General features: G+C 47.1%; 3 protein-coding genes. All 3 read left to right on the top strand.

Annotated elements, in window-relative coordinates; all coding sequences use genetic code 11:
* The first annotated feature begins 2 nt into the window (after nucleotides 1-2).
* The 3 genes from ACUUHJ_RS20895 to ACUUHJ_RS20885 are packed head-to-tail and all read left to right on the top strand — an operon-like array spanning nucleotide 3 to nucleotide 24,566.
* Nucleotides 3-11,204 carry an SDR family NAD(P)-dependent oxidoreductase gene (locus ACUUHJ_RS20895; RefSeq protein WP_472299795.1) on the top strand — a complete coding sequence of 3,734 codons (11,202 nt, stop codon included), beginning with the start codon at nucleotides 3-5 and terminating at the stop codon, nucleotides 11,202-11,204.
* Nucleotides 11,205-11,222: 18 nt separating this feature from the next.
* Nucleotides 11,223-18,527, top strand: a complete 7,305-nt coding sequence (locus ACUUHJ_RS20890; protein WP_472299794.1) for a beta-ketoacyl synthase N-terminal-like domain-containing protein — start codon at nucleotides 11,223-11,225, stop codon at nucleotides 18,525-18,527.
* Nucleotides 18,528-18,557: 30 nt separating this feature from the next.
* A complete protein-coding gene (locus tag ACUUHJ_RS20885) occupies nucleotides 18,558-24,566 on the top strand; it encodes an amino acid adenylation domain-containing protein (protein ID WP_472299793.1) in 6,009 nt (2,002 codons plus the stop codon).
* The last annotated feature ends 16 nt before the right edge of the window (nucleotides 24,567-24,582 follow it).

Here is a 24,582-nt window from a genome sequence, read left to right as displayed (position 1 = left end):
ACGTGCATGATCAGTTTCTCATAACGATCAACCATCCAATCCTCAAAAATCATAAAGTGCACGGTCAGGAACTGTTGCCCGGATTAGCCCATATTGATCTGTTGTATCAAATGTTTCGAGAAAATGGTCATGATTACCGCGAGCTTGAGCTTCGTAATCTAACGATCTATCATCCGATCATGGTGGGACAAAATTATGATGTCATGCTGAGCATTCAGTGCACGCAAGGCAAAGCAGGACAGTGGCAGATTCGGATGGAAGGTCGAACACAGCGCAACGGCATTTTAGACTCGGAGAAAAAACTGTATGTCACTGCTGAAATGCATCACCATGCTTCCGCGCCGTTCGATGAAACGCTGGATCTTCCCATGCTAGAGCAAGAGGCAAACAAAAAGATCAATCTGCATGATGTATATGAGCAATGCCGTCGTCAGGAATTGGTCCATACAGGTTTTATGAAGGCAGAAGGAACGATTTACGAAACAGATTCTACGGCGATAATGGATATTTCACTCGGTAAACATGCCCTTCCCAGTGCGGAAGGGTTCATGTTTCACCCGACCTTGATCGACGGGGCTGCGATCGGTTCGATGGTATTGTTCACTTCGATAGTCCAAGAAGAGCAACGACTATTTTTGCCGCTTTTTTATGAATCTTTTCGCGCCACAGCTCTATTACAGCAGCATTGCTTTGTCAGCGTCCAAACCTCATCCATCCAACGAAAAAATGAACTGATGTATATGACGATGGAGTTCTTTGATCGTTCAGGCAAAAAAATTGCGCATTTGCAAAATTTTGCGGGCAAGTTAGTTCGTGATCCTGGTCTGATCCAACCATCAAAGCAAACCGTATCTCTGTCAAAGGAATCGAGTAAAGCACAAGCTTTTTTACAACAACTGCTGGCAGATCGATTACAAGTTCCAGCCGCGTTGATCGATACGCAGATTGGTTACTATGAAATGGGGCTGAATTCACCGGGCTTGTTGGAAGTGGTGAAGGCTGTCGAAGCGAAAGTAGGAGCGCCGCTGTCTCCTACTTTATTGTTTGAGTATACGAATATCGCTGAGTTGGCCGCCTATTTGACCGAGAATCATGCATCCGTATTCAGCGGGCTTGATTTGATGCATCAGGATGGTGGACAAGAATGGCCGCAACCTGCGAGGGTTGTAGATTCATCAGCAAACGCTAAGAGTCATGCAGCGGTCACTGATGAAGAAATTGCGATCATCGGGATGGCAGGGCGTTATCCAGAGGCAAGAAATCTCCAAGAATTTTGGATAAATCTAAAAGAAGGCAAAGACTGCATCAAAGAAGTCCCGAAATCTCGCTGGGATTGGCAGCAGTTTGGAGAACTCAAATCCCCATCTGGAAAGCAGTTGTCCAAATGGGGAGGGTTTATAGAAGACCCGGATTGCTTTGATTCTCCCTTTTTCAGAATATCGCCGCGGGAAGCGGAGACAATGGACCCCCAGGAGCGTTTGTTTTTGGAAACATGCTGGGAAGCGATGGAGGATGCAGGCTATACGCCAAAGACGATTGTTCCGCCTCGTGGGAGCAGTAACAGGCGGCAGGTTGGTGTCTTTGTTGGCGTGATGCACAAGGATTATTCCCTCATCGGAGCAGAAGCGATGTCCCAAGGCGAAATGTTCCCGTTATCCTTGAACTATGCACCGATTGCCAATCGCGTTTCTTATTTCTGCAATTTTCATGGTCCGAGCATGGCGATTGACACCGTATGCTCATCGTCGCTGACAGCTGTTCATTTGGCGCTGGAAAGCATCAAGCGCGGAGAATGTGAGGTAGCATTGGCGGGGGGCGTCAATTTATCCTTACATCCTGGAAAGTACTTGTCCTACGGCATGATGGATATGCATTCGAGTGATGGCTATTGTCATACTTTTGGCAAGGATGGCGATGGGTATGTTTCTGGAGAAGGTGTCGGTACGGTCGTATTAAAGCCATTGCGAAAAGCGATAGAGGATGGCGATCATATTTATGCCGTGGTAAAAGGAAGCAGTGTGAACCACGTCGGATCGGTGAGCGGGCCATCCGTGCCAAGCCCTGTTGCGCAGGCAGAAGTGATTACGGCCTGCCTGGAAAAGAGCGGTGTGGACGCGAGAACGATCAGTTATGTGGAAGCGCACGGGACCGGAACCTCTTTAGGCGATCCGATTGAAATTCAAGGATTGGTGAAAGCGTTTCGTCAATATACAGAAGATCAGCAATTTTGTTCAATAGGCTCGGTGAAGTCAAATATCGGACATGCAGAATCTGCGGCGGGTATCAGCGGTCTGCAAAAAGCTGTTCTTCAGCTTCACCATAAAACGCTTGTTGCTTCCTTACATGCCAAGGAAGTAAATCCGTTTATTGATTTTGGGCAATCTCCTTTTTATGTACAGCAGCGGACAGAAGAATGGAAATCGATGATCATGAAAAGCGGTCAAGAAGTCACCGTTCCGAGACGGGCAGGGGTAAGTTCGTTTGGAGCTTCGGGGTCGAATGCCCATATTATTTTGGAAGAATACATCCCAGCTGAAACAAAGCGGAAAGCACAAGGAATTGGCCATAATAATAACCCAGTGTTGATTCCACTATCTGCCAAGAATAAGGAACGATTGCAGGTTTATGCGCAAAAAGTAGCGGACTTTCTAAAAGGGGTATCATCTGACAATCACCTTCAAGAAATGCTGGAGAAAAAGCTCTGCAAGATTTTATCCAGTATTATTCATGTGGAAGAAAACAGCATTGAGATCGAACAAGAATGGCATGAATACGGAGTAGACCTCGTTCAACTCACACAGCTCAAGCAAAAACTGCAAGAGGAGCTACCCATTCAGCTAGATATCAAGGAGTTTGATCAAAGCAGTTCCATTGCTTCCGTCATCGCTTCTCTCATGGCTAACCATCGAGACGAGATAGAGGGAGAAGTGCAGACTTTTGCTGATCGAGAAACGCAAATCGATCTTGAAAATGTGGCGTATACCCTGCAAGTTGGACGAGAAGCGATGAAAGAACGAGTAGCCTTTGTCGTCGAGGCTATACCCGAGCTGATCGGAAAATTGGAAGCTTATTCGAGAGGCGAGAATACGATCGATCATTGTTGGGAAGGAAGCTTGAAGCCAAACAACGACCAAGATCCTCAACAGCTTATTCAGAGCTGGATTGCTGAAGGCAACATCAGAAAAATAGCTGAATGTTGGGTGACAGGCTATGAAATGGAGTGGGAACAGCTTTACCTGAATAACAAACCGAGACGTGTTCCCTTGCCGACGTACCCATTTGCGAAGAACCGTTATTGGATTCCAAAAAGCAAAAGTAAAACGGTAAGCGGCAAGACAGCAGCTTCACTCACGGGAGAAGCTGCCATTCATCCACTGTTGCAGCGAAATACTTCTGATTTTTCCGAACAGAGGTTTAGTTCCACGTTTACAGGTCAGGAGTTTTTCTTAACGGACCATGTCGTGAAGAAGCAGAGAATCTTGCCGGGAGTTGCCTATCTGGAAATGGCGAGAGCAGCAGCAGAGCTAGCAACGGCTTCCTTGACAGAAGAACCAGCCAAGATTGAACTCAAAAACGTGGTTTGGACACGGCCAATTGTTGTGGGGGACCAGCCTGCACAGATACATATCGGTCTTGTTCCCGAAGAGAATGGTGAGATTACTTTTGAAATCTACAGCAAGTTGGAGGCTATGGATGCAGAACCTGTTGTACACAGTCAAGGCAGCGTCATGTTTCATTCTGTTGCTGAGAAACATGCCCTGAATCTGCCATCCTTACAAGCAGAGTGCGGTCTACGAGCGTTTTCATCCGAACAGTGCTACAGCATTTTTCATGCAATAGGAATGGAGTATGGGTCGGCTCATCAAGGAATTGACACCTTGTATGTAGGGGAGGGTCAAGTTTTAGCCAAGCTGTCCTTGCCAGCCTCGGTCTCCGAAATGGAGAACCCGTTTGTCCTGCATCCAAGCTTAATGGATTCAGCTTTGCAGGCATCGATCGGGCTCATGATGGTTGAAGAAGAGAACCCAACAGCGGATGGTCATTCGAGCCGCAAGCCGTCCTTGCCTTTTGCCATGGAGAAAGTTGAAATTCACAACAAGTGTACTGCCTCTATGTGGGCGTACGTTCGTTACAGTGACAACAGCAGCGCAGATGACAAGGTACAGAAGCTGGATATTGATGTATGCGATGACCAAGGAAGCGTTTGTGTACGAATAAAGGGATATTCCATGCGAGTGCTCGAGGACGGGAAGCAAGCGAGCCATGTTTCTTCAAGCATAGCTTCTTCTGTAACCGCACTGGAGCCTCCTGTGGGGAGTCTCATGCTGTCCGCTGTGTGGGATGTGACTCCAGTTGAGAAGGGGCAGCTTTTCCCTACTGCAGATGAGCAGGTTGTCATTGTGGGAGGAAATGAAGAGAATGTGAGCGCCATTCACCAGTATTATCCACGAGCAAAATTGTTGTCCATTCAGGCTGAGAATACGATTGAGGAAATCGTACACCGACTGGAAGAGCTTGGTTCCATTGATCATCTGGTGTGGATCGCTCCTTTTGATGCGATAGACTCCTTGGCGGATCATCGATTAATTACGGGCCAAGATGAGGGAGTGATTCTATGCTTCCGAACGATTAAAGCCTTGCTTCGCTTGGGATACGGAGGTAAGGAATTGGGGTGGAGTGTCATCACGGTTCAATCCCAGCCTATTCGTCGTACAGATGTTGTGAATCCCTGCCACGCCAGTATTCATGGGTTAATTGGATCGATGGCGAAGGAATATCCAAACTGGAAGATTCGACTTATGGATGTAGAGGCCGAATCTGAATGGCCGTTGGATGATATGTTGAGGCTGCCAAGAGATCGTCAGGGGCGTCCGTGGGTGTATCGTCGTGGTGAATGGTATCGCCAGCAGTTGCTTGCCGTCGATCATCCTCCGATTGATCAGACACGTATGAAGCAGGGTGGCATTTATGTGGTGATTGGCGGTGCTGGTGGCATTGGCGAAGCATGGACCGAATATATGATTCGTACCTATCAAGCCCAGATCATATGGATTGGTCGTCGTCAAAAAAATGAAGAGATTCAAGCGAAGATAGATAGACTTGCCACTTTTGGACCAGCACCAGACTATATAGCAGCGGATGCAACGCAGCAGAAGGCTTTGGAACAAGCTTATGAACAGATCAAGCAAAGGTATACACGGATTGACGGTGTTGTTCATTCTGCCATGGTCTTGGTGGAGGAAAGCTTGGAACATATGCAAGAGGAAGGTTTCCGAGCAGTGCTTTCGTCAAAGGTTGATGTGAGTGTGAACATCGCAATGGTGTTTGAGAAGGAGCCTTTGGATTTTGTCTTATTCTTCTCTTCGCTCATGGCAGTTACGAAAGCTCCGAAGCAAAGCAACTACGCGGCAGGATGTACCTTTAAGGATGCCTATGCTCATCAATTGACCCAAGCATGGCCAAGTACGGTGAAACTGATCAATTGGGGATATTGGAGCAGTGGGCAAGTGGAAGATACTCATCAAGAGATGGTAGAAACCTATCGTCGCTTGGAGCAAATCGGCATCGGCCTTATTCAGCCGCAAGAAGCAATGCAAGCCATAGAGACACTTCTCGCAGGAGCCATGGATCACATTGCTTTCATGAAGATCACGAAGCCAGTTGTCATTGAAGGGATGAAGGTAGAGGAATGGGTGGATGTTCATTCTGCACAGTATCCATCCATGCTACAGTTGTCTGCCCATGAAAATGAAGGGCTTGCTGATGTCGTGGCTGCCTTTATCAAGGAGAGATTGAAGCAGGATTCATCAGCGCGAGTGCGGATTCTCGAACTCGGTGGAGCGGGCACAGAATCTACCAGTTCCTTGCTTTCACAAAAATTACATGCCTATCAATCATTTGTGAGCTTCCACGTTTTTGATCCAGAAGCGGCGTTAGGTGAACAAGGAAGGAATGCTGGTGAATACGACCTGATTATCACAGCAGATAGCCTACACACAGCTCAACAAATCCGCCAAACCCTGCGTACCTGCAAGAATCTCTTAAAAAGGAATGGTCTGCTTCTAGTAAAACAGATGACTGATCAAAACGTACGTAAAGATCTCGTAGCAGTTCTTTCACTACCTCTGGAAGGTTGGCAGAAAGCATTGAGAGATGAGGGCTACCGAGTCGTTTCCTATCCTCAGATGATGATTGCAGAGAGTGACGGCGTTGTCCGAAAGTCCAAACAACAGCAGAAATTAATGAAGACATCTGACTCAACTCTAGCCATTCCTTCTCATTCAGACAGAGGAACAAGCACAGAGGATATGCTTCGTGAGAAAAGCACAGCCTATTTCAAGCAATTGGTCGGAGAGACACTGAAAATTCCATTTGACCAGATCGACTCTTCTGCCGCTCTGGAGGAGTATGGCATTGATTCGATTATGATTGTGCAAATGACGAATGTCCTACGGAAAAAATTAAAGCAGATCAGCACGACCCTCTTTTTTGAATATCAAACGATCGATGCGCTGGTCGAACATTTCATGACAACACAACCGGATGAATTATTAGCATTAGTCGGAATTGACGAACAGCAGTCTATTCAAAAGCAAATAACCAACGCAGTAGCTTCTGCCAAGCCAACCAGAGAGCAAGCTGGCTCGGCAGTTCGAAAGGCAAAGTCCCGCCGTTTCCTGCAAGTTCTTGATACGGAAGCGGAAAAAACAGCAGCGCCGTCCAGACAGGATGTGGCAATCATTGGTCTTTCAGGTCGTTATCCGCAAGCGGGGGATGTCTGGGAGTTTTGGACTCGCCTGAAAGAAGGGAAGAATTGCATTAAGGAGGTACCGCAGGATCGTTGGAATTGGCAAGAATATTTCAGCGAAGAAAAAGGAAAAAGAGGATACATGTACACCAAATGGGGCGGTTTCATCGAGGATATGGATAAATTCGACCCGCTCTTTTTCCAAATCTCGCCTAACGAAGCAGAGCAGATGGACCCACAAGAGCGCTTATTTTTACAAACGGCTTACGCTAGCATGGAAGATGCGGGCTACACGCCTGCCACGTTAGGAGAAAGCAGAAAAATTGGTGTGTTTGTGGGTGTCATGAATGGAAATTACCCGGCAGGAACGAGCTACTGGTCGATAGCGAATCGCCTTTCCTATTTGTTCAATTTCCAAGGACCAAGTCTAGCAGTGGATACGGCGTGCTCCTCTTCTTTGACCGCGATTCATTTAGCCTTGGAAAGTCTGTATAGCGGTACAAGTGAATGTGCCATTGCTGGCGGGGTCAATTTAATTGTCGATCCGTTCCACTATATTCGACTGTCTGGAGCGACGATGCTATCTGCTGGTGACTGCTGCAAGTCATTTGGCGACCAAGCGGACGGCTTTGTAGATGGAGAAGGTGTGGGAGCTATCGTATTGAAGCCTCTGCAAAAGGCGATTGCAGATGGAGACCATATATACGGTGTGATCAAGGGAAGCATGCTCAATGCAGGCGGCAAAACAAATGGATATACCGTTCCCAACCCCATCGCGCAGTCGCAGGTCATCCACGAGGCATTGCAGCGGGCAGGAGTGGATGCTCGTGCCGTCAGTTACATCGAAGCGCACGGTACAGGTACCGCTTTGGGTGATCCAATCGAGATTGCGGGACTGACTCGCGCATTTGGACAATACACGAAAGACAAACAATTCTGCGCCATCGGCTCGGCGAAGTCAAACATTGGACATACGGAGAGCGCGGCAGGAATTGCAGGATTGACCAAAATATTGCTTCAAATGAAGTATGGTCAAATCGCACCATCCTTGCACGCTGAGGTCAAGAATCCAAACATTGATTTCAGGGATACACCATTTGCGGTTCAGCAAAAGCTGACAGAGTGGCAAAGACCAGTCATTGAAATCAACGGAGTAACCAAGGAGTATCCGAGAATCGCTGGGCTATCATCATTTGGGGCGGGAGGAGCCAATGTCCATATCGTCATCGAAGAGTATCGCGAAAAAGATAGACAGCCCGATCGTAACATTCAGCCAGAGCATCCAAAAGTGATTGTGCTCTCAGCAAAGAACGAAGAGCGCCTATTTGCTCAAGTGAATCGATTGTTGAAAGCGGTCAAAGAAGAATCATTCACGGATGCCGATTTGGCTGATATCGCATATACGCTTCAAGTGGGGCGAGAAGCGCTGGAGGAACGCTTGGCTGTTATCGTCAGATCAGTGGATGAGCTTGCGGAAAAACTAACGCATTTTGCAGAAGGTGCAGAGAACATTGCCGAGCTGTATCGTGGGCGGGCGAAACGCAATCATGACACGGTAGCTCTTTTTGCTGATGAAGATATGAAACAAACAGTAGAGACATGGATGGCCAAGGGGAAATTCGCAAAACTGATGAACCTTTGGGTCAAGGGTGTCTCTTTTGATTGGAACAAGCTTTATAGCGAAGATAAGCCACGCCGCGTCAGCCTGCCTACTTATCCTTTTGCCAGGGAGAGGTACTGGATAGATGTTCAAAAGCCAATGGCAACAGGGAGGACTGGGGCTTCTTCCGTTAGCGGGGATATCCTCCATCCATTGCTTCACAAGAACACTTCTGACCTCTATGAGCTGAGATACACCTCGAATTTTACAGGGCAGGAGCCGTTCATGGCTCACCATCTTGGAAGCGGGCAGCGCTTCTTTCCACTCACTGCTTATCTGGAAATGGCACGGGTGGCAGTGAAACAGGCAGCAGGAGATAGAGCGGGGACTTTATCTGGAATCCGAATGTCTCATGTTGTCACAGATGATCCGCTATTGGTGGGCGACGATCTGGTTCAGGTACACGTAGGTATCTATCCAGAGGATACAGGAGAGCTTGCTTATAAAATCTACACCGAGTCGAATGAAGATGATACCAGGTCAGTGATACACAGCCATGGTATGGTCGAATTCACTTCGTTCGTTGAAGTACCAACGTTGGATCTACCTGCCTTGCAAGCTGAGAGCAGTGAGATCCTTACTGCCCGACAATGCTACGAACTGTTAAAAGAACATGGAATGGCGGATCATTCGAAATTTCAAGGGATGGACCAAGTATACAGGGCGCAGGGACATGTTCTGGTAAAACTCTCCTTGCCTTCGATTACCTTGGAGACAGCCGAACAACTCGTTTTCCATCCTAGCCTGCTGGAGTCTCTGTTGCAGTCATCTCGTTATCTCATCGCGGAGGCTACATCATCTGACAGCATTCGCTCCATCCAACTAGATGGTACTTTTACCCTTGAAGAGCTGGAGATTTACGAGAATCATCCTGCTGTGAAGTATGCTCTCATTCGATTCAGTGATAATGTCCAAGCGGAGAATGAGACCGCGACACTCGATATCGAACTATGCGATGAGGCAGGCAGAATTGGCGTAAGGATGAGAGGCTTTTCAATGGGGAGTGAAAAACGGGATACGACGGTTGGAACCACGATGCTCACTCCAGTATGGAATGCCGTGTCCGTAGAAAAAGGGGAAGTCATTCCAGCAACGAGTGATCAAGTAGTCATCGTTTGCGCCGAAGAAAAGGACAGAAGTCTCCTTCAACGTCATTACCCCCAAGCTTCGGTTATCCAGCTTGAGCCAAGTGATTCGATAGAGGTAATCGCAAGTAAGCTGGAAGAGCAGGGTGTGATCGATCATATCATGTGGGTAGCTCCTGACAGTCGTGTGGAATCTGTAAAAGACGAGTCCTTGATGAACGACCAGGAGCGGGGCGTTATTCAAGTTTTCCGCTTGGTCAAGGCTTTGCTTGCGTTGGGGTATCAGACGAGAGACTTGGGCTGGACGATCATTACTGTGCAAGCGCAGGCTATCTACAAACAAGAGCCGGTCCATCCAACACATGCCAGCATCCACGGATTGATCGGATCGATGGCGAAGGAATATCCGAACTGGAAGGTAAGACTCGTCGATTTGGAGGCGCATGCCGAGTGGCCGCTACGTGATATTTTTGCTTTGCCTGCTGATGCACATGGAAACGCTTGGGCATATCGTGAACAGGCGTGGTACCGCCAGCAGCTATTGCCCGTGCAGAGTCCTTCCATTCACCAAACCGTCTACAGACAACATGGCGTCTATGTTGTGATTGGAGGTGCAGGTGGGATTGGACATGCGTGGAGCGAATACATGATCCGCACCTATCAAGCACAAATCATTTGGATCGGTCGTCGTAAAAAAGAGGAGTCGATTCAGAACAAAATCAATCAACTGGCTACTCTAGGGCCGGAACCGCTCTACATCGAAGCCGATGCTACGAATCGTGAGTCGCTGCAGTCTGCTTACGAAGAGATCAAGAAGCAATATGGCAAGATTAACGGCGTGATTCATTCTGCCATTGTTCTCCTTGATAGAAGTCTGGCGAATATGGACGAGACGACCTTCCGAGCCGGACTGGTACCAAAAGTGGAGGTAAGTGTGCGGATGAGCCAAGTGTTTGGCGAGGAAGCATTGGATTTCGTCCTGTTTTTCTCTTCGATTAACTCGTTTACGAAATCGCCTGGACAAAGCAATTACGCCTCAGGCTGCGTCTTTAAAGATGCTTTCGCCCATCAGCTTGCCGAGGAATGGACGTGTGCGGTGAAAGTAATGAACTGGGGATACTGGGGCAGTGTCGGAATCGTTGCGTCCAAGGACTACCAGGCACGAATGGAACAGATCGGCATTGGCTCGATTGAACCTTCAGAAGGGATGGAGGCATTGGAAGTCTTGCTTTCAGGTCCAATGAATCAAGTGGCGCTGATGAAAACGACCAAGCCACTCGTGATGGAAGGAATCAATACAAGCGAATCTGTTGCAATCGTTTCTAACAAAATTTCCTCAAGCATGGCAAGCATTAAAAACAAGGTAAAAAGAAAAGACATACCAAAAGCAGCCTACTTTGCACCAGAAATAGATACAGACAGGAACAGCTTGTTTGATGACGTACAAGCAACGATCATTCAACTCGCCTCTCTCATCCTAAAAGTAGAGAGCGAAGATATCGATACGGATATTGAACTAAAGGAGTACGGATTCGACCCAGTCAAGCTCACCGAGTTTTCTGCCAAAATCAATCAGAAGTACAAGCTAGAACTGACACCTGCTGTGATGATGGACTACCCAACGCTTAAGCACATCACGGAATTTCTAGTCAATACCACCCTGAAATCTCAAACAGACAGAGAACAGGACAAACCGGTTCTATACGTGTAAGTCGAAGGAGTGCCTAGAATGAACAAAATGGACGAGCTTCTCTTAAAGTTACTGTGGGGTCAAATGCAGTCGCTTGGCTGCTTTACGGAAAAGAATCAAGCGCTCAGCGATCTCAAAAGAAAAAGCGGTCTGCTTGACTTATATGACATGTGGCTCGAAGAAACGGCTTCTGTTTTGGCACGGAATGATTATCTCGTTTACGATAGTGCTACGTCTACCGTGATCGATCCGGCTCCCATTTCCAGTACGGCTGTCTGGCAGGAATGGGAGCAAGAAAAAGAAGTCTGGCTAAAAAATCCGGATACGAACTCGCAAGTCAAGCTGGTAGAGGCAACCTTGCGTGCTTTACCGCAAATTCTCACTGGAAAAGTTCGTGCCACAGAGGTCATCTTTCCCCATTCATCGATGGAATTAGTCGAGAAGGTATACAAAAATAACACCGTTTCGGACTACTTCAATGAAGTACTTGCGGATACAGTGGTTGCTTTTGTAGAGGAACGGCTGAGCCAAGATTCTGCTGCCCGAATTCGCATTCTCGAGATTGGCGCAGGTACGGGAGGAACGAGTGCCGTCGTTTTCCAAAAACTAAAGGCGTATGAAGCGCATATCCAGGAATATTGCTACACAGACCTCTCTAAAGCCTTTTTCATGCATGCAGAAAAAGAGTATAGCCCAAGCAATCCTTATTTGACCTATCAGATTTTTAACGTAGAAGAGCCGGTGATGGGACAAGGAATTGATTTGGGCGGATATGATGCTGTCATTGCAGCAAATGTCTTGCACGCCACCAAAAATATTCGACAAACCGTGCGTAACGCGAAAGCCGTTCTAAAGAAGAACGGCTTGCTTTTGCTAAATGAAATGAGTAAAAACTCCATCTTCCTCCATCTTACCTTTGGTTTGCTGGAGGGATGGTGGCTGTACGAAGACCCAGAGCTGCGCCTTTCAGGCTGCCCTGGGTTATCTTCGGCAACGTGGCAGAGAGTATTGGAGGAAGAAGGATTTCAGTCAGTCTTTTTCCCAACAGAAGAGGCGCACGCGATGGGGCAGCAGATTATTGTGACAGAAAGCGACGGCGTGATCCGTCAGCAGCAAATAAAACAACCGCCTAAACCGAAGACGAGCGTAAATACGGAACAACCAAAAGCAAAGAGGCTGAACACACCTTCCGCTCCTAACGGAAAGGCAATCGAGGATGTCCTACGAGAAAAAAGTACGGAATACATCAAACAGCAGGTCGCTGAAACACTGAAAATGCCGAGTAACAAGATGGATGCTTCCGAGCCTTTAGAGGCATATGGTATGGATTCCATTTTATCTGTACAACTGATCAATCAATTTCGGAAAATTTTCGGTGAAACCATCAGCGGTACTTTGTTTTTTGAATATCAGACGGTAGATGATTTAGTCGAGCATTTACTAGAGACACAAAGAGAAGCGCTGATTTTGCTCACAGGATTGGATGATCACAGGCAGACGCAGGAGCCAAATCGAACAGAAGATCATGTTGAGTTTGCCCCATTGACGAAAGTTGAAGGGAAACGAGACACAAGAAAACCGAGAGCATTTGCGTCATCTACCCATTCGCAAAGGACGACGACCAGACCTGCATCCTCCGGTAAAATAGCGATTATTGGCATGAGTGGGCGTTTTGCTCAAGCGAACAACTTGGACGAGTTTTGGGAGAACTTACTGCATGCGAAAAAGTCTATCTCTGAAATTCCAGAAAAGCGTTGGGATTGGACAGCGTATTATCATCCAAATCGAGAGGAAGCCATTTCTCAAGGAAAAAGCTATAGCAAATGGGGTGCCTTCTTAGAGGAATTTGATCAGTTTGATCCGTTATTCTTTCAGATGACTCCGCGAGAAGCAGAAAACATTGACCCTCAAGAGCGCCTATATTTAGAAGAGTGCTGGAAGGCGTTAGAAGATGCAGGCTATGCTTCGTCCAAGATGTCTGCGGAGCTCCGTAAGCGAACTGGGGTTTTTGGTGGCATTACGAAACAAGGCTTTCATCTGTACAGTACGGAAACCACTCATCATTTTCCGACAACCTCGTATTCATCGATGGTCAATCGGGTTTCGTACTATCTAAACTTACAGGGTCCAAGTATGCCGATCGATACGATGTGTTCCTCTGCTTTTGTAGCGATTCATGAAGCATGCGAATACATCCGAAACGGGAAGGGAAGCATGGCGATTGCTGGTGGAGTGAATTTGTACACACATCCGCTTACCTACTTCGGTCTGACTGTGGGGCAGCTCATCTCGCATACTTCTGACAGTGCTGCCTTTGGGAACGGCGGAATTGGTTTTGTGCCAGGTGAGGGAGTAGGGGCAGTTGTTCTCAAGGATTACGATCAGGCTGTACAGGATCGGGATCATATTTATGCCGTGATACGCGGAACCGCTGTCAACCATAAGGGTAAAGCCAATAGCTACATGACACCAAGCCCCCTCCCCATTGCAGATGTGATGGAAGAAGCGTTGAAAGAAAGCGGACTGGACCCTCGATCTATTAGTTACCTGGAAGCTTCTGCCTATGGATCAGACATCGTTGATGCCGTCGAGATGACAGCGGTGACGAAAGCTTTTCACAACCGTCAAGGAGCAGAAGGGGACTATCGACTCGGTTCGGTCAAACCGAATATCGGGCATTGTGAATCGGCTTCTGGCATGTCGCAGCTAATGAAAGTAATTTTGTCATTACAGCATCAGACGCTAGTTCCAACCCTGATTCCTGACGAACTGAATCCGAATATTCCATTCGATCAACTTCCCTTTCAATTGCAGCGAGAGGTATCGGAATGGAAGCAGGTCACAGTAGATGGGCAGACAGTCCCCCGCCGAGCGGGCATTACCAGCTTTGGCGGCGGTGGAGTGAATGCCCATCTTATCGTGGAGGAATACAACCACAATCCATCATCGAGGAGAGTAAACGATTCAGAACCAGAGCTGTTTGTCTTTTCGGCGAAGAATAAAGAAAGATTGCAAGTATACATTCATCGCTGGATTGGTTATTTGCATAAGAACCAGCAGTTGGATATAGCGAATACGGCCTACACTCTGCAAATCGGAAGAGAAGAAATGCCTTGCCGTTTGGCCGTCATCACCAATAATCAGACAGAGCTTTTAGAGCAACTGGAACGCTGGTTGGAACATCAAGAAGAGACGGAACATTGCTTTTTTGGCGATCTCAAGGAAACCAAAGAAATGATCCCAGACCGAGTTGCTCAGGCAGTCAAACCGAGAGATATAAGGGAATTGGCAAAATTGTGGGTTCTAGGCAATCCTATCCCTTGGCAGAAGCTGCATGAAGGGAAGGAGTTATCCAGAGTAGCTAAGCTCCCAACCTATCCATTTAAGAGGAGAACGTGCTGGATAGAACGCAATCAAACGAATCGCACTAGGAGGGAGACGAGCATGAGATCCGCTCATCCAGAATTCGAAAACAAAGCCGTTGAAATTTACACATATAGCGCCAATAGCAGCGAAGCGGAGTTTTCGGAGGATTACTTGACCGTATGTCCATTTGACAAGAAGATTCCAGGCTTTTCAATGAGCCGTGTCATTTTGAACCCGGAAAAATATCCGTTGGAAAGAGAAATGGTAAGAGAGAAGCAAGTAGAGATGCGCCAGGTGCTTTTTTGCAAAGAGAACTTCTCTCGTGTGCAAAAAGTGTTGGACTTCGGATGCGGTCACGGGACAGATGTGATTCAAATAGCAGAGCTCTATCCGCATATAAAAACGCATGGATTTACGATTACGAAGGCGCAAGCTGAGCTAGGCAATCAACGAATCGCGCAGAAAAATCTAGGGGCTCGGGCGAAAATTTTCAATAAAGACAGCTCTAAGGATGCCTTTCCCGACCTCTACGATATTATCGTCGGGATTGAAGTGAGCTTCCATATTCGAAATAAACACGGACTATTTCAAAATATCTCCTCTTCTTTGAACGAAGAAGGAACCGTTCTGTTGATCGATTACATAGCCAATACGCGAGGACCAATCGTAGACCAGAACGTCGAAGTCAGCATTCCCACCGTACAAGAATGGATTGAGCTTTTAGCGGAGCATCAGTTCGTGATTGATGAAATCATTGACGTATCGCCGCAGATTGCTAACGCCTTGCATGATCCCGATGTGGAACAGTACATCAAGCATTTGCCTAAAGCTGTACAAGATTTGTATATCAACACGGTGAATCAATCCATCTCTCTCGAACGAGGGTGGATCAGCTATTGCTTGTTTAAGCTGAAAAAGGCTCCGCATCTTACGTACACGAAGCGTTGTGAATGGAATGCCAGCAAAATATCGAAGAAAAGACCTTATCCAGAAGCGTTAGCGGAAATGATAAACAGCGGTTATATTCCGTATCCGAAACAGCAAACGAGAACTCTGCCGAATCCAAATCAGCATGACCACAGCTCTCATTGGAAGCGGGAAACCATCAAAGAATCCTTGATTGAGGCTTTTGCTACCGTTTTAGGTCTTCAACCAGAAGAACTGGAAGAAGTAGAGACCTTAAAGGATATGGGGATTGGCTCTCTTAACGCCGTTGCCTTATCCGAAATGATTAACAGCAAATTTAATTTGAAGCTACCGACCAGCGTTGTGTTTGAACATAATACGCTAGATGCATTGGCGAGCTATATTGCTAGCCATTTGCAGCAAGACGAGCCTAGCCAGCTCCATTCAAATAAACCATACGTGTCGGTTGCCCATAATCAACCAATTTCATCTGAATATTCTGAACAAGAACGCAATTTTTCGTCAGATCAGTCCATTCCAGACCAGACAAAAATCAAAGCGAGCCTGATGGAGGTCTTTTCTACCGTTTTAGGCTTAAGACAAGAAGAGCTGGACGAAGTGGAAACCCTAAAGGACTTGGGCATTGGATCGCTCAATGCCGTTCAACTATCCGAAGCGATCAATAGCAAGTTTCATTTAAAACTACCAACGAGCGTCGTGTTTGAGCATAATTCGTTAGAAGCTTTGGCGAGCTACATCGCGACTCAGCTACCAGAGCGACAACCAGCGCAGGCTGAAGTGTTTGATAGAAATCAAGGAAATCTGGAAGCGAAGCCAACGTATACAGAGAGAGTCCCATCGCGAAATATTGCCTACGATCCACCTAGAGCAGCCTCCGATGATATCGCGATCATTGGGATTTCCTGCCGTACAGCAGGTGCTCGGGGGCAAGATGAATTCTGGGAGCTCGTTAGTGAGGGCCGGGATTGCATCAAAGAAGTGACCAATCCAGAGTGGCGTGCCTTTTTCAAAGAAAATGCACTCGTCGATGTGCCGATCAAATACGGGGCGATGGAGGATATTGAATATTTTGATCCAGCGTTTTTCAAAATTTCTCCGACCGAAGCCCAATCGATGGATGTCACGCAGCGCATCCTTTTACAAGAGAGCTATAAAGCATTAGAGGACGCAGGTTACACCCCGTCCATGCTGAGGGGAGAACCTGTTGGAACGATTATTGGTGCTATGGCGGGAATGACGGTAGAACAAGATTTCTCTCATTTTGGCATGCTCGGATCGGATACGAGTATACTCGCCTCGCGAATCGCTTATTTCCTTGACCTAAAAGGACCAGCTTTAGCTGTGAACACAGCTTGCTCATCCTCATTGGTGGCGATCGATATTGCTTGCCAAAAGCTGAAGACGGAAGAGGTCAATCTTGCTATCGCAGGAGGAATTACGATTTATTCCCATCCTGCTCCGTTTATCTCGATGAGTAACGCAAGGATGCTATCTCCTACAGGGGAGTGCCGCCCGTTTGATAATGGTGCGAATGGCATTGTCGTTGGGGATGGGGTTGGTGTTGTGATTTTAAAAAGATTGCAAGATGCATTACGGGATAACGACAGCATCTATGGTGTCATCCGTGGCAGTGGAACCAATCAGGATGGACGGACATTGGGCATTACCGTGCCTAGCTTCCAAGCGCAAAGCGACCTGCAAAAATCCATTTACGCGAAAAAACAGATTGAAGTGGAAGACATTCAATATATCGAGGCGCACGGAACCGCGACAAAATTAGGGGACCCTGTAGAGATTCATGCGCTGAGTGAATCATTCCGCCAATTCACGCCGAAGAAACGATTCTGCGCAATTGGTTCTTTGAAAGCTAATATCGGGCATACCACAGCGGCGGCTGGGGTGTTGAGTGTCATCAAGGTTTTACTCAGCATGAAAAACAGGAAGATGGCTCCTTCGATTCATTTTGTCAAAGAGAATGAACACATTGATTTCGAAAACAGCCCTGTTTATGTAAATACCAAGCTGCAAGACTGGCAGACCAATTCCAAAGGCTCTCGATTGGCTGCAGTCAGCTCTTTTGGATTCAGCGGCACCAATGCCCATCTAGTGATCGAAGAGTTTGATAGAGCAAAGGTAAAATTCTCTACTCCTACTGAGGGTCAAGAGATTGCGACGGGAGTCTTCGTGCTGTCAGCTGAATCACGTGAGCAACTAGTAGCCTATGCCAAGCAAACCAAGGCATTTGTAGAGAATCATCCGGATGTGAACCTGGCAGATTTTCTTTTTACCTTTCAGACTGCAAGAGAACCCATGTCTCATCGTGTAGCAATCTTGGTCCACAGTAAAGAACACCTCATTGCGCAGTTAGAGCAATTCATACAAGGGACTGGGGAAAAAACGGCTGATCTGTTTATCGGAGAAAGAAACAAAACGGGCGGCATCAAGATCGGTGATACAGAAGAGGGAAGGGATTTTATCTGCAATCTCGCTCTGAACAAAAAGATCAAAAAACTGGCAGAGCTATGGGTTCATGGGAACGAAATAGAGTGGGAAGCTGTCTATCCAAAAGGAATGGTGAGCCGTCTATCAGGTCTGCCAAGCTACCCATTTGCCAAGGAGCGATACCGTTTACCTAAAGTTGTCGTACGCAACCAAACCCATCAAGAAGCCGCCGCCACCACGGAACTGACAGAAGATAAACAGGGGACTAGAGCAGCAGATATAGCCCAACCAACGGAGGTAACTCGTGTTCAGACTGACGAAGACGACACACCACGTAACGAACTCGTGAGAAAAATTGCTGCAGCTTGGGAAGAGGTACTTGGCGTGAAGAAGGTTGATATCCATAAAAACTTCCAAGACCTGGGCGGCGATTCAATCATGGCCACTCAGATTATTTCCAGATTGAAAAATAGCTTCCCGGTTGATTTGAATCTGGACAATCTCTTTTCGGCGCCAACTGTTGCAGGAATGGCAGAGCTAATTGAAGAGGAACTGATTGCTGTTATTGATGAACTTCCAGAAGAGGCGATTTTGGAGCTAATAAGTTGATGAATTCAACATGTGGGAAGGAGCAATCCGATGATCAACGAAAAAGAATCAGCGAAATCAAGAGATGAGATACTTGCCGAGAGCAGATCGAAGCTTTCTGAGAAGAAACTGGCCTTGCTGGAGAAGCTGAAAGGCTCAAAACTGGAGACGAAAAAGACGGGGATTCCACGGCGTTCAAGAGAGGGCTTCGTGCCCCTCTCTTTTGCCCAGCAAAGACTATGGTTTTTAGACCAGTTGGTACCAAACAGCCCTGCTTATAACGTGGTGGCCGCCTTCCATCTATCGGGTGAGCTTCACACAAACATCATGGAGCGGTGCGTGAATGAGATCGTGAAGCGCCATGAAGCCCTGCGAACCACCTTTCAAGTCGCAAACGGAGAGCCGTATCAGCTAATTGCTCCTGCCTTGCAAATTCCTTTTCCCATCGTCGATCTTACAGGACATCCCGAGCTGGAGAGGGAGGATGAGTTTCGCCGACTCGCAAAAGAGGAAAGCTTGTATGTTTTCGATTTAACCAAGGGACCCCTGTTGCGTGTTACGTTATTCAAACTCGGCGAGGATTTGAATATCCTGCTTTTAAACGTTCACCATATCATCATTGACGGTTGGTCAGTTGGGGTTTTCTTCAGAGAAATGGTTCTGCTTTATCAGGCCTATCTGGCGGGCAAGCCTTCCCCGTTGCCTGAGCTTCCGATCCAGTATGCCGATTTTTCAAGCTGGCAGCGGGAGTGGCTTCAAGGAGAAGTGCTGGAGAAACAGCTATCTTACTGGAGAGACACTCTTGGAAAAGAAAGCAGCGTGTTAGAGCTGCCAGTAGACCGTACACGACCTCCCATCCAAACGTTTCAAGGAGGGAGCCTAAAACTACAAATTCCCTCTTCCCTTTCCCATGCCATAAAAGCGCTGAGCGAGCAGGAAAATGCCACGCTGTATATGGTCATGATCACTGCCTTAAAGATATTGCTGCACCGTTACAGCGGGCAAAATGATATCCGGGTGGGAGTGCCCGTAGCAAACCGTAACCGAGTGGAAATAGAAAATTTGGTCGGCTTTTTTGTAAATACGTTGGTTCTCAAAACGGATGTTTCCGGTAATCAAAGCTTTAGAGAGCTGCTGTCACGTGTGAGAGAAACAGCGAACAGCGCATACAGACATCAGGACGTACCGTTTGAACGATTGGTGGATGAATTGCAGCCTGAGCGTAATATGAGTCAAAATCCACTATTTGAAGTCTGCTTTGTGTTGCAGAACTTTCCTATGCCGAAAAAATCGGACATGTCTGCATTAGGCTTTTCCTTGGTCAAATTTGAAGAGTTCCGTAACAACACATCCAAGTTTGACCTCTGGATTCAAGTAGTCGAAAAAGGGGATATCCTTGACCTCGACGTTGAGTTCAATTCCGATATTTTTAATGAATCGACAATCAGTCGTCTACTGGAAAGCTTTACAATCGTACTGGCAGGTATTGTCGCGAATCCGAACCAGCCGATTGCTGATCTGCCGATTTTGACCGCGGCTGAAGAGCAAAAGCTGTTAGTCGAATGGAACGATACGAAGACGTACTACCCAGAGCAAAATATGTGTCTTCATGAAATAATCGAAGCGCAGGCTGTCAAAACACCAGATGCGCCAGCCGTTATTTTTGAAGAGGAGCAGCTCTCATACTGTGAATTGGATCAACGGGCGAATCAACTGGCGAATTATCTCCGTAAACAGGGTGTACGAACGGAAACGCTTGTGGGTATTTATATGGAGCGCTCCTTGGAGATGGTCATAGGGCTTTTAGGTATCCTCAAAGCAGGAGGAGCCTATGTACCGCTAGATCCGAGCTATCCGCAAGATCGGGTGGCCTTTATGATCACGGATGCGAATCCTGCTTTCCTCTTGACTGCGGAGGGGCTAAAGAACACGCTCCCTGAATACAGTGGACAACTCATTTGCCTCGATTCAGATTGGGAAACAATCAGCATGGAAAGTCGTGTGGCGCCCGCAAGCGGAGTCAACAGCGACAATTTAGCGTACATGATTTACACCTCAGGCTCTACAGGTAAGCCAAAAGGGGCGATGAATGCCCATCGCGGTATCGTCAACCGACTTTTATGGATGCAGGAACAATATGAACTGAATGAAACCGATCGGGTGATGCAAAAGACGCCTTTCAGCTTTGATGTGTCGGTATGGGAATTTTTCTGGCCGTTAATGACGGGCGCCTGCATGGTAGTAGCTCGTCCAGAAGGACACAAGGATACGACCTATCTGGCACGCCTGATCAAAAAAGAGAAAATCACCACCATGCACTTTGTTCCTTCGATGCTTCAAGTATTCCTGGAGGAGACGGAAATTAGTGGCTGCGATACGCTTCGACGCGTCATTTGCAGTGGGGAAGCCTTATCTTATTCAACGCAGGAGCGCTTTTTCGAGTGTCTCGATGCGGAATTGCACAACCTGTATGGTCCTACCGAAGCGGCGATTGATGTCACGTACTGGGCATGTCAAAAAGGAAGCAAGCTTAGATCCGTGCCGATTGGACGTCCTGTGGCAAACACCCAAATCTATCTGTTAGACGAGCACTTAAAGCCTGTGCCCGTAGGTGTCTCTGGTGAGCTGCACATCGGTGGTGTGCAACTGGCTCGCGGATACTATAACCGACCTGAGCTGACAGAAGAGAAATTCATCCCTGATCTGTTCAGCAAAAAAGAAGGGGCACGCCTTTATAAAACAGGGGACCTGGCGCGTTACCTGCCGGATGGAACCATCGAGTATTTAGGCCGAATTGATTTTATGGTCAAACTCAGAGGGTTCCGTATCGAGCTGGGTGAGATTGAAGCTGTATTAGATGAACATCCACGTGTACAAAAATCGGCTGTGATCGTTCATGAATCCGAGCAGAGACCAGGGCATAAACAGTTGGTATCTTATATCGTGCCAGATTCACAGTCCAAGGAAAAACTGAAAAAGGCAACAGAAGAAGCACTTCCTGCGGAACAGGTATCAGAATGGCAGGATGTCTTTGATAAAGCCTATGATGATGAAAATAAATATGAGGCCGATTTCAACATCACCAGCTGGAACAGCAGCTATACAGGTGAACCTCTTTTAGCGGAAGAAATGCGTGAATGGGTCAATTCGACGGTGGATCGTATCCTAGCCCTGCAACCGAAAAAGGTACTCGAAATCGGGTGCGGTACAGGGCTGCTATTATCCCGGGTTGCACCCCATTGTGAACAATATTGGGGAACGGATTTTTCGTCGATGGCGTTGGATTATATTAGTGCGAATCTGATCAACCAACGAGAGGATTTATCCAATGTTACATTGCGTAAGAGCTATGCGGATGATTTTAGTGGGCTAAAGGGACAGAAGTTCGATGTGATCGTGCTCAACTCTGTTGTGCAATATTTCCCGGATGCGGACTACCTGTTGGATGTGCTGAAAAAGGCCATACATGCCATGAATGACAAAGGATCCATTTTTGTCGGTGATGTTCGTAATCTTTCTTTACTGCAAACCTTCCTCACTGAGGTAGAGATGGAAAAGTCACCGGCGACGCTGACCATGGATCAATTGCGGCGCCGCGTGCAGAAACGAATGAGACAAGAGCAGGAGCTGGTTATCGATCCTGCCTTTTTCTATGCGCTTCAAGAGCAGTTGCATCAAATCAGCCATGTAGAAATCAAGCTGAAGCGCGGAAGTCATCATAATGAATTAACACGCTATCGCTATGATGTGGTTCTTCATCTCGGCAAAAAAGTGCAGCCGATTGAGGACTTTTCCTGGCTGGATTGGTATGAAGAGGGACTCCAAAATATAGATGGACTTCGCCAAATCATGACCAAGTATAAACCGCAAATCTTAGCTCTTACAAATATTCCTAATCTCCGGTTGGACAGGGCGAATCGATACCAGTCGTTGCTTGCTGACAAAGATGTAGTCAAAACGGTGGAAGAGCTGAGAGTCGACCAAAACCTTCCAGGCATTGGAATAGACCCTGAGGAGCTTTGGAAGTTGGGTGCTGAGCTTCGATACAGCGTAGATATTGCTTGGATAGGTGATAGAGAGGATGGCAGCTATGAAGCTGTGCTTCGACCTGAGCATCTACTAGAAAAAAGACAGCGTAACACAGTGGTCACCCCGTGGCATCGTCCAGTGAAGAACTACCAGCCGATCGAATCGTATGCGAACGATCCTTTGACAGACAGAGTTGCTCGCCAGTTCATTCCAGAGCTGCGCAGTTATTTACGGGATAAGCTGCCAGATTACATGGTTCCGTCCATCTTTGAGTTTATCAAGGAAATGCCAGTGAACATGAATGGAAAATTGGATCGCAAAGCCCTTCCTACGCCGCTTATGGAAGTGCCAGAGATGGAGGAAGATTTTGTACCACCGACGACGGAGACGGAAAAAATTCTTGCCGATGTTTGGGCTGAAATATTGGGCTTGGACAAGGTTGGCATACATAATAGCTTCTTCGGATTGGGTGGCGACTCCATTCATACCATTCGAGTGGTTGCGAGAGCAAAACAACACGGTTTGGAATTGACTCCACAGCAAATTTTCCAATTCCAGACGATAGCTGAACTGGCAGAGGTTGCAGGTGCAGCTTCCACCCAAAGTGCGAAAGGAACGGCAACAGTAGAGTTACCCACGCTTGATAAACATCAGCTGGATCGGATAAAAGCAGACAACCCATATATGGAGGATGTATATCCGCTAACGATCATGCAAGAGAATATGCTCTATCGATACAAACATCATCCAGAGCCCGGTTTGAATGTGGTTCATCATGCTTTTCGCATCGAGGGTGGTCCTTTCCACGTAGCTGCATTTGAGCAGGCATGGCAGCATCTCATCCAACAATTCCCTGCCTTGCGAACCTCCTTCATCTGGGAAGAGCTGGAGGAACCGATGCAGATCGTGCATGAGAAAGTAGAGATCCACATCAAACAGGAAGATTGGCGCGGTATTCCGGAAGAAAATCAACAGGAACAACTGCAATCCTATATTCAAAAGCTAAGACAACAAGGATTCGAGATGGGCCAAGCACCACATGCGCATTTGGCTCTGCTTCAAGTGGGAGAGGATGTCTACTACTTTATTTATGTCTTCAACCTGATGTTGCAGGACGGCTGGAGTTATACGTTGATCGTGAAGAGACTATTCGAATATTATCAAGCGTTTTCCCAAGGGAAGGCGATTGATATTGAGCCAGTATACCCGTATCGAGACTATGTTGCGCTACAAAAACAGCAGGACTTAACGGATGCCGAGCTGTTTTGGAGGAAAAATCTGAAAGGAATGACCAGCTCCACTCTTGAATGGGCGCAAGCGAGCAGGAAGAATCTTTCTGCCGACGAGCCTCCGTATTCTCAAGAAAGGTTCATCGTATCACCAGAAGTCTCCTCGGCGCTGTTATCCTTGTCCAAGAAGTACCATCTGACGCCATATACATTGGTACAAGGAGCTTGGGCATTGCTGCTCCACCATTACAGCGGCAAGGAAGACGTTGTATTTGGAACGATTTTCTCCGGCCGTAGCATAGCGATGATGGAAGTCGAGCATTCTGTCGGGCTTTTCTTCAATATTCTGCCCATTCGCGTGAGCATTGAGCAAAACATGAGGTTCTTGTCCTGGCTCCAAAACATGCAGTCCAAGGTAGTAGAGACGAGTCAATATGAATACACGCCGCTGAAAAAAATATACGAGTGGTGCGATATTCCACGGGATCGGCTTTTGTTTGACAGCTATCTGGTAAGCGAACAGCTCCCGGATTTTTCCTCCGTGTTTAGAGGATTTAATGATGTCCTCGGTGCTACCATCTATGATTCGATCGCGCAGACGGAGCATCCATTACGAGTCGAGATCCTTTTCTATGAACAAGTGCTAGTCTTGCATATCAACTACTATCGTCGCTTCTTCAACGATCAGGAAATTAGCAGTATGCTGCAGCACTTGAATGCTCTTTTAGAAGGATTGGTAGCGAACTCAGAGCAAAAGGTAAGCGAGCTAGTCCGTGCGATAACGCATCATCCCCAACACTAAATTTGCGAACAAGAGG

The sequence above is a fragment of the Brevibacillus schisleri genome (genome assembly GCF_055685845.1).
Note: the sequence above shows the minus strand (reverse complement) of the source record. Positions and strands in the feature narration are given on the sequence as shown.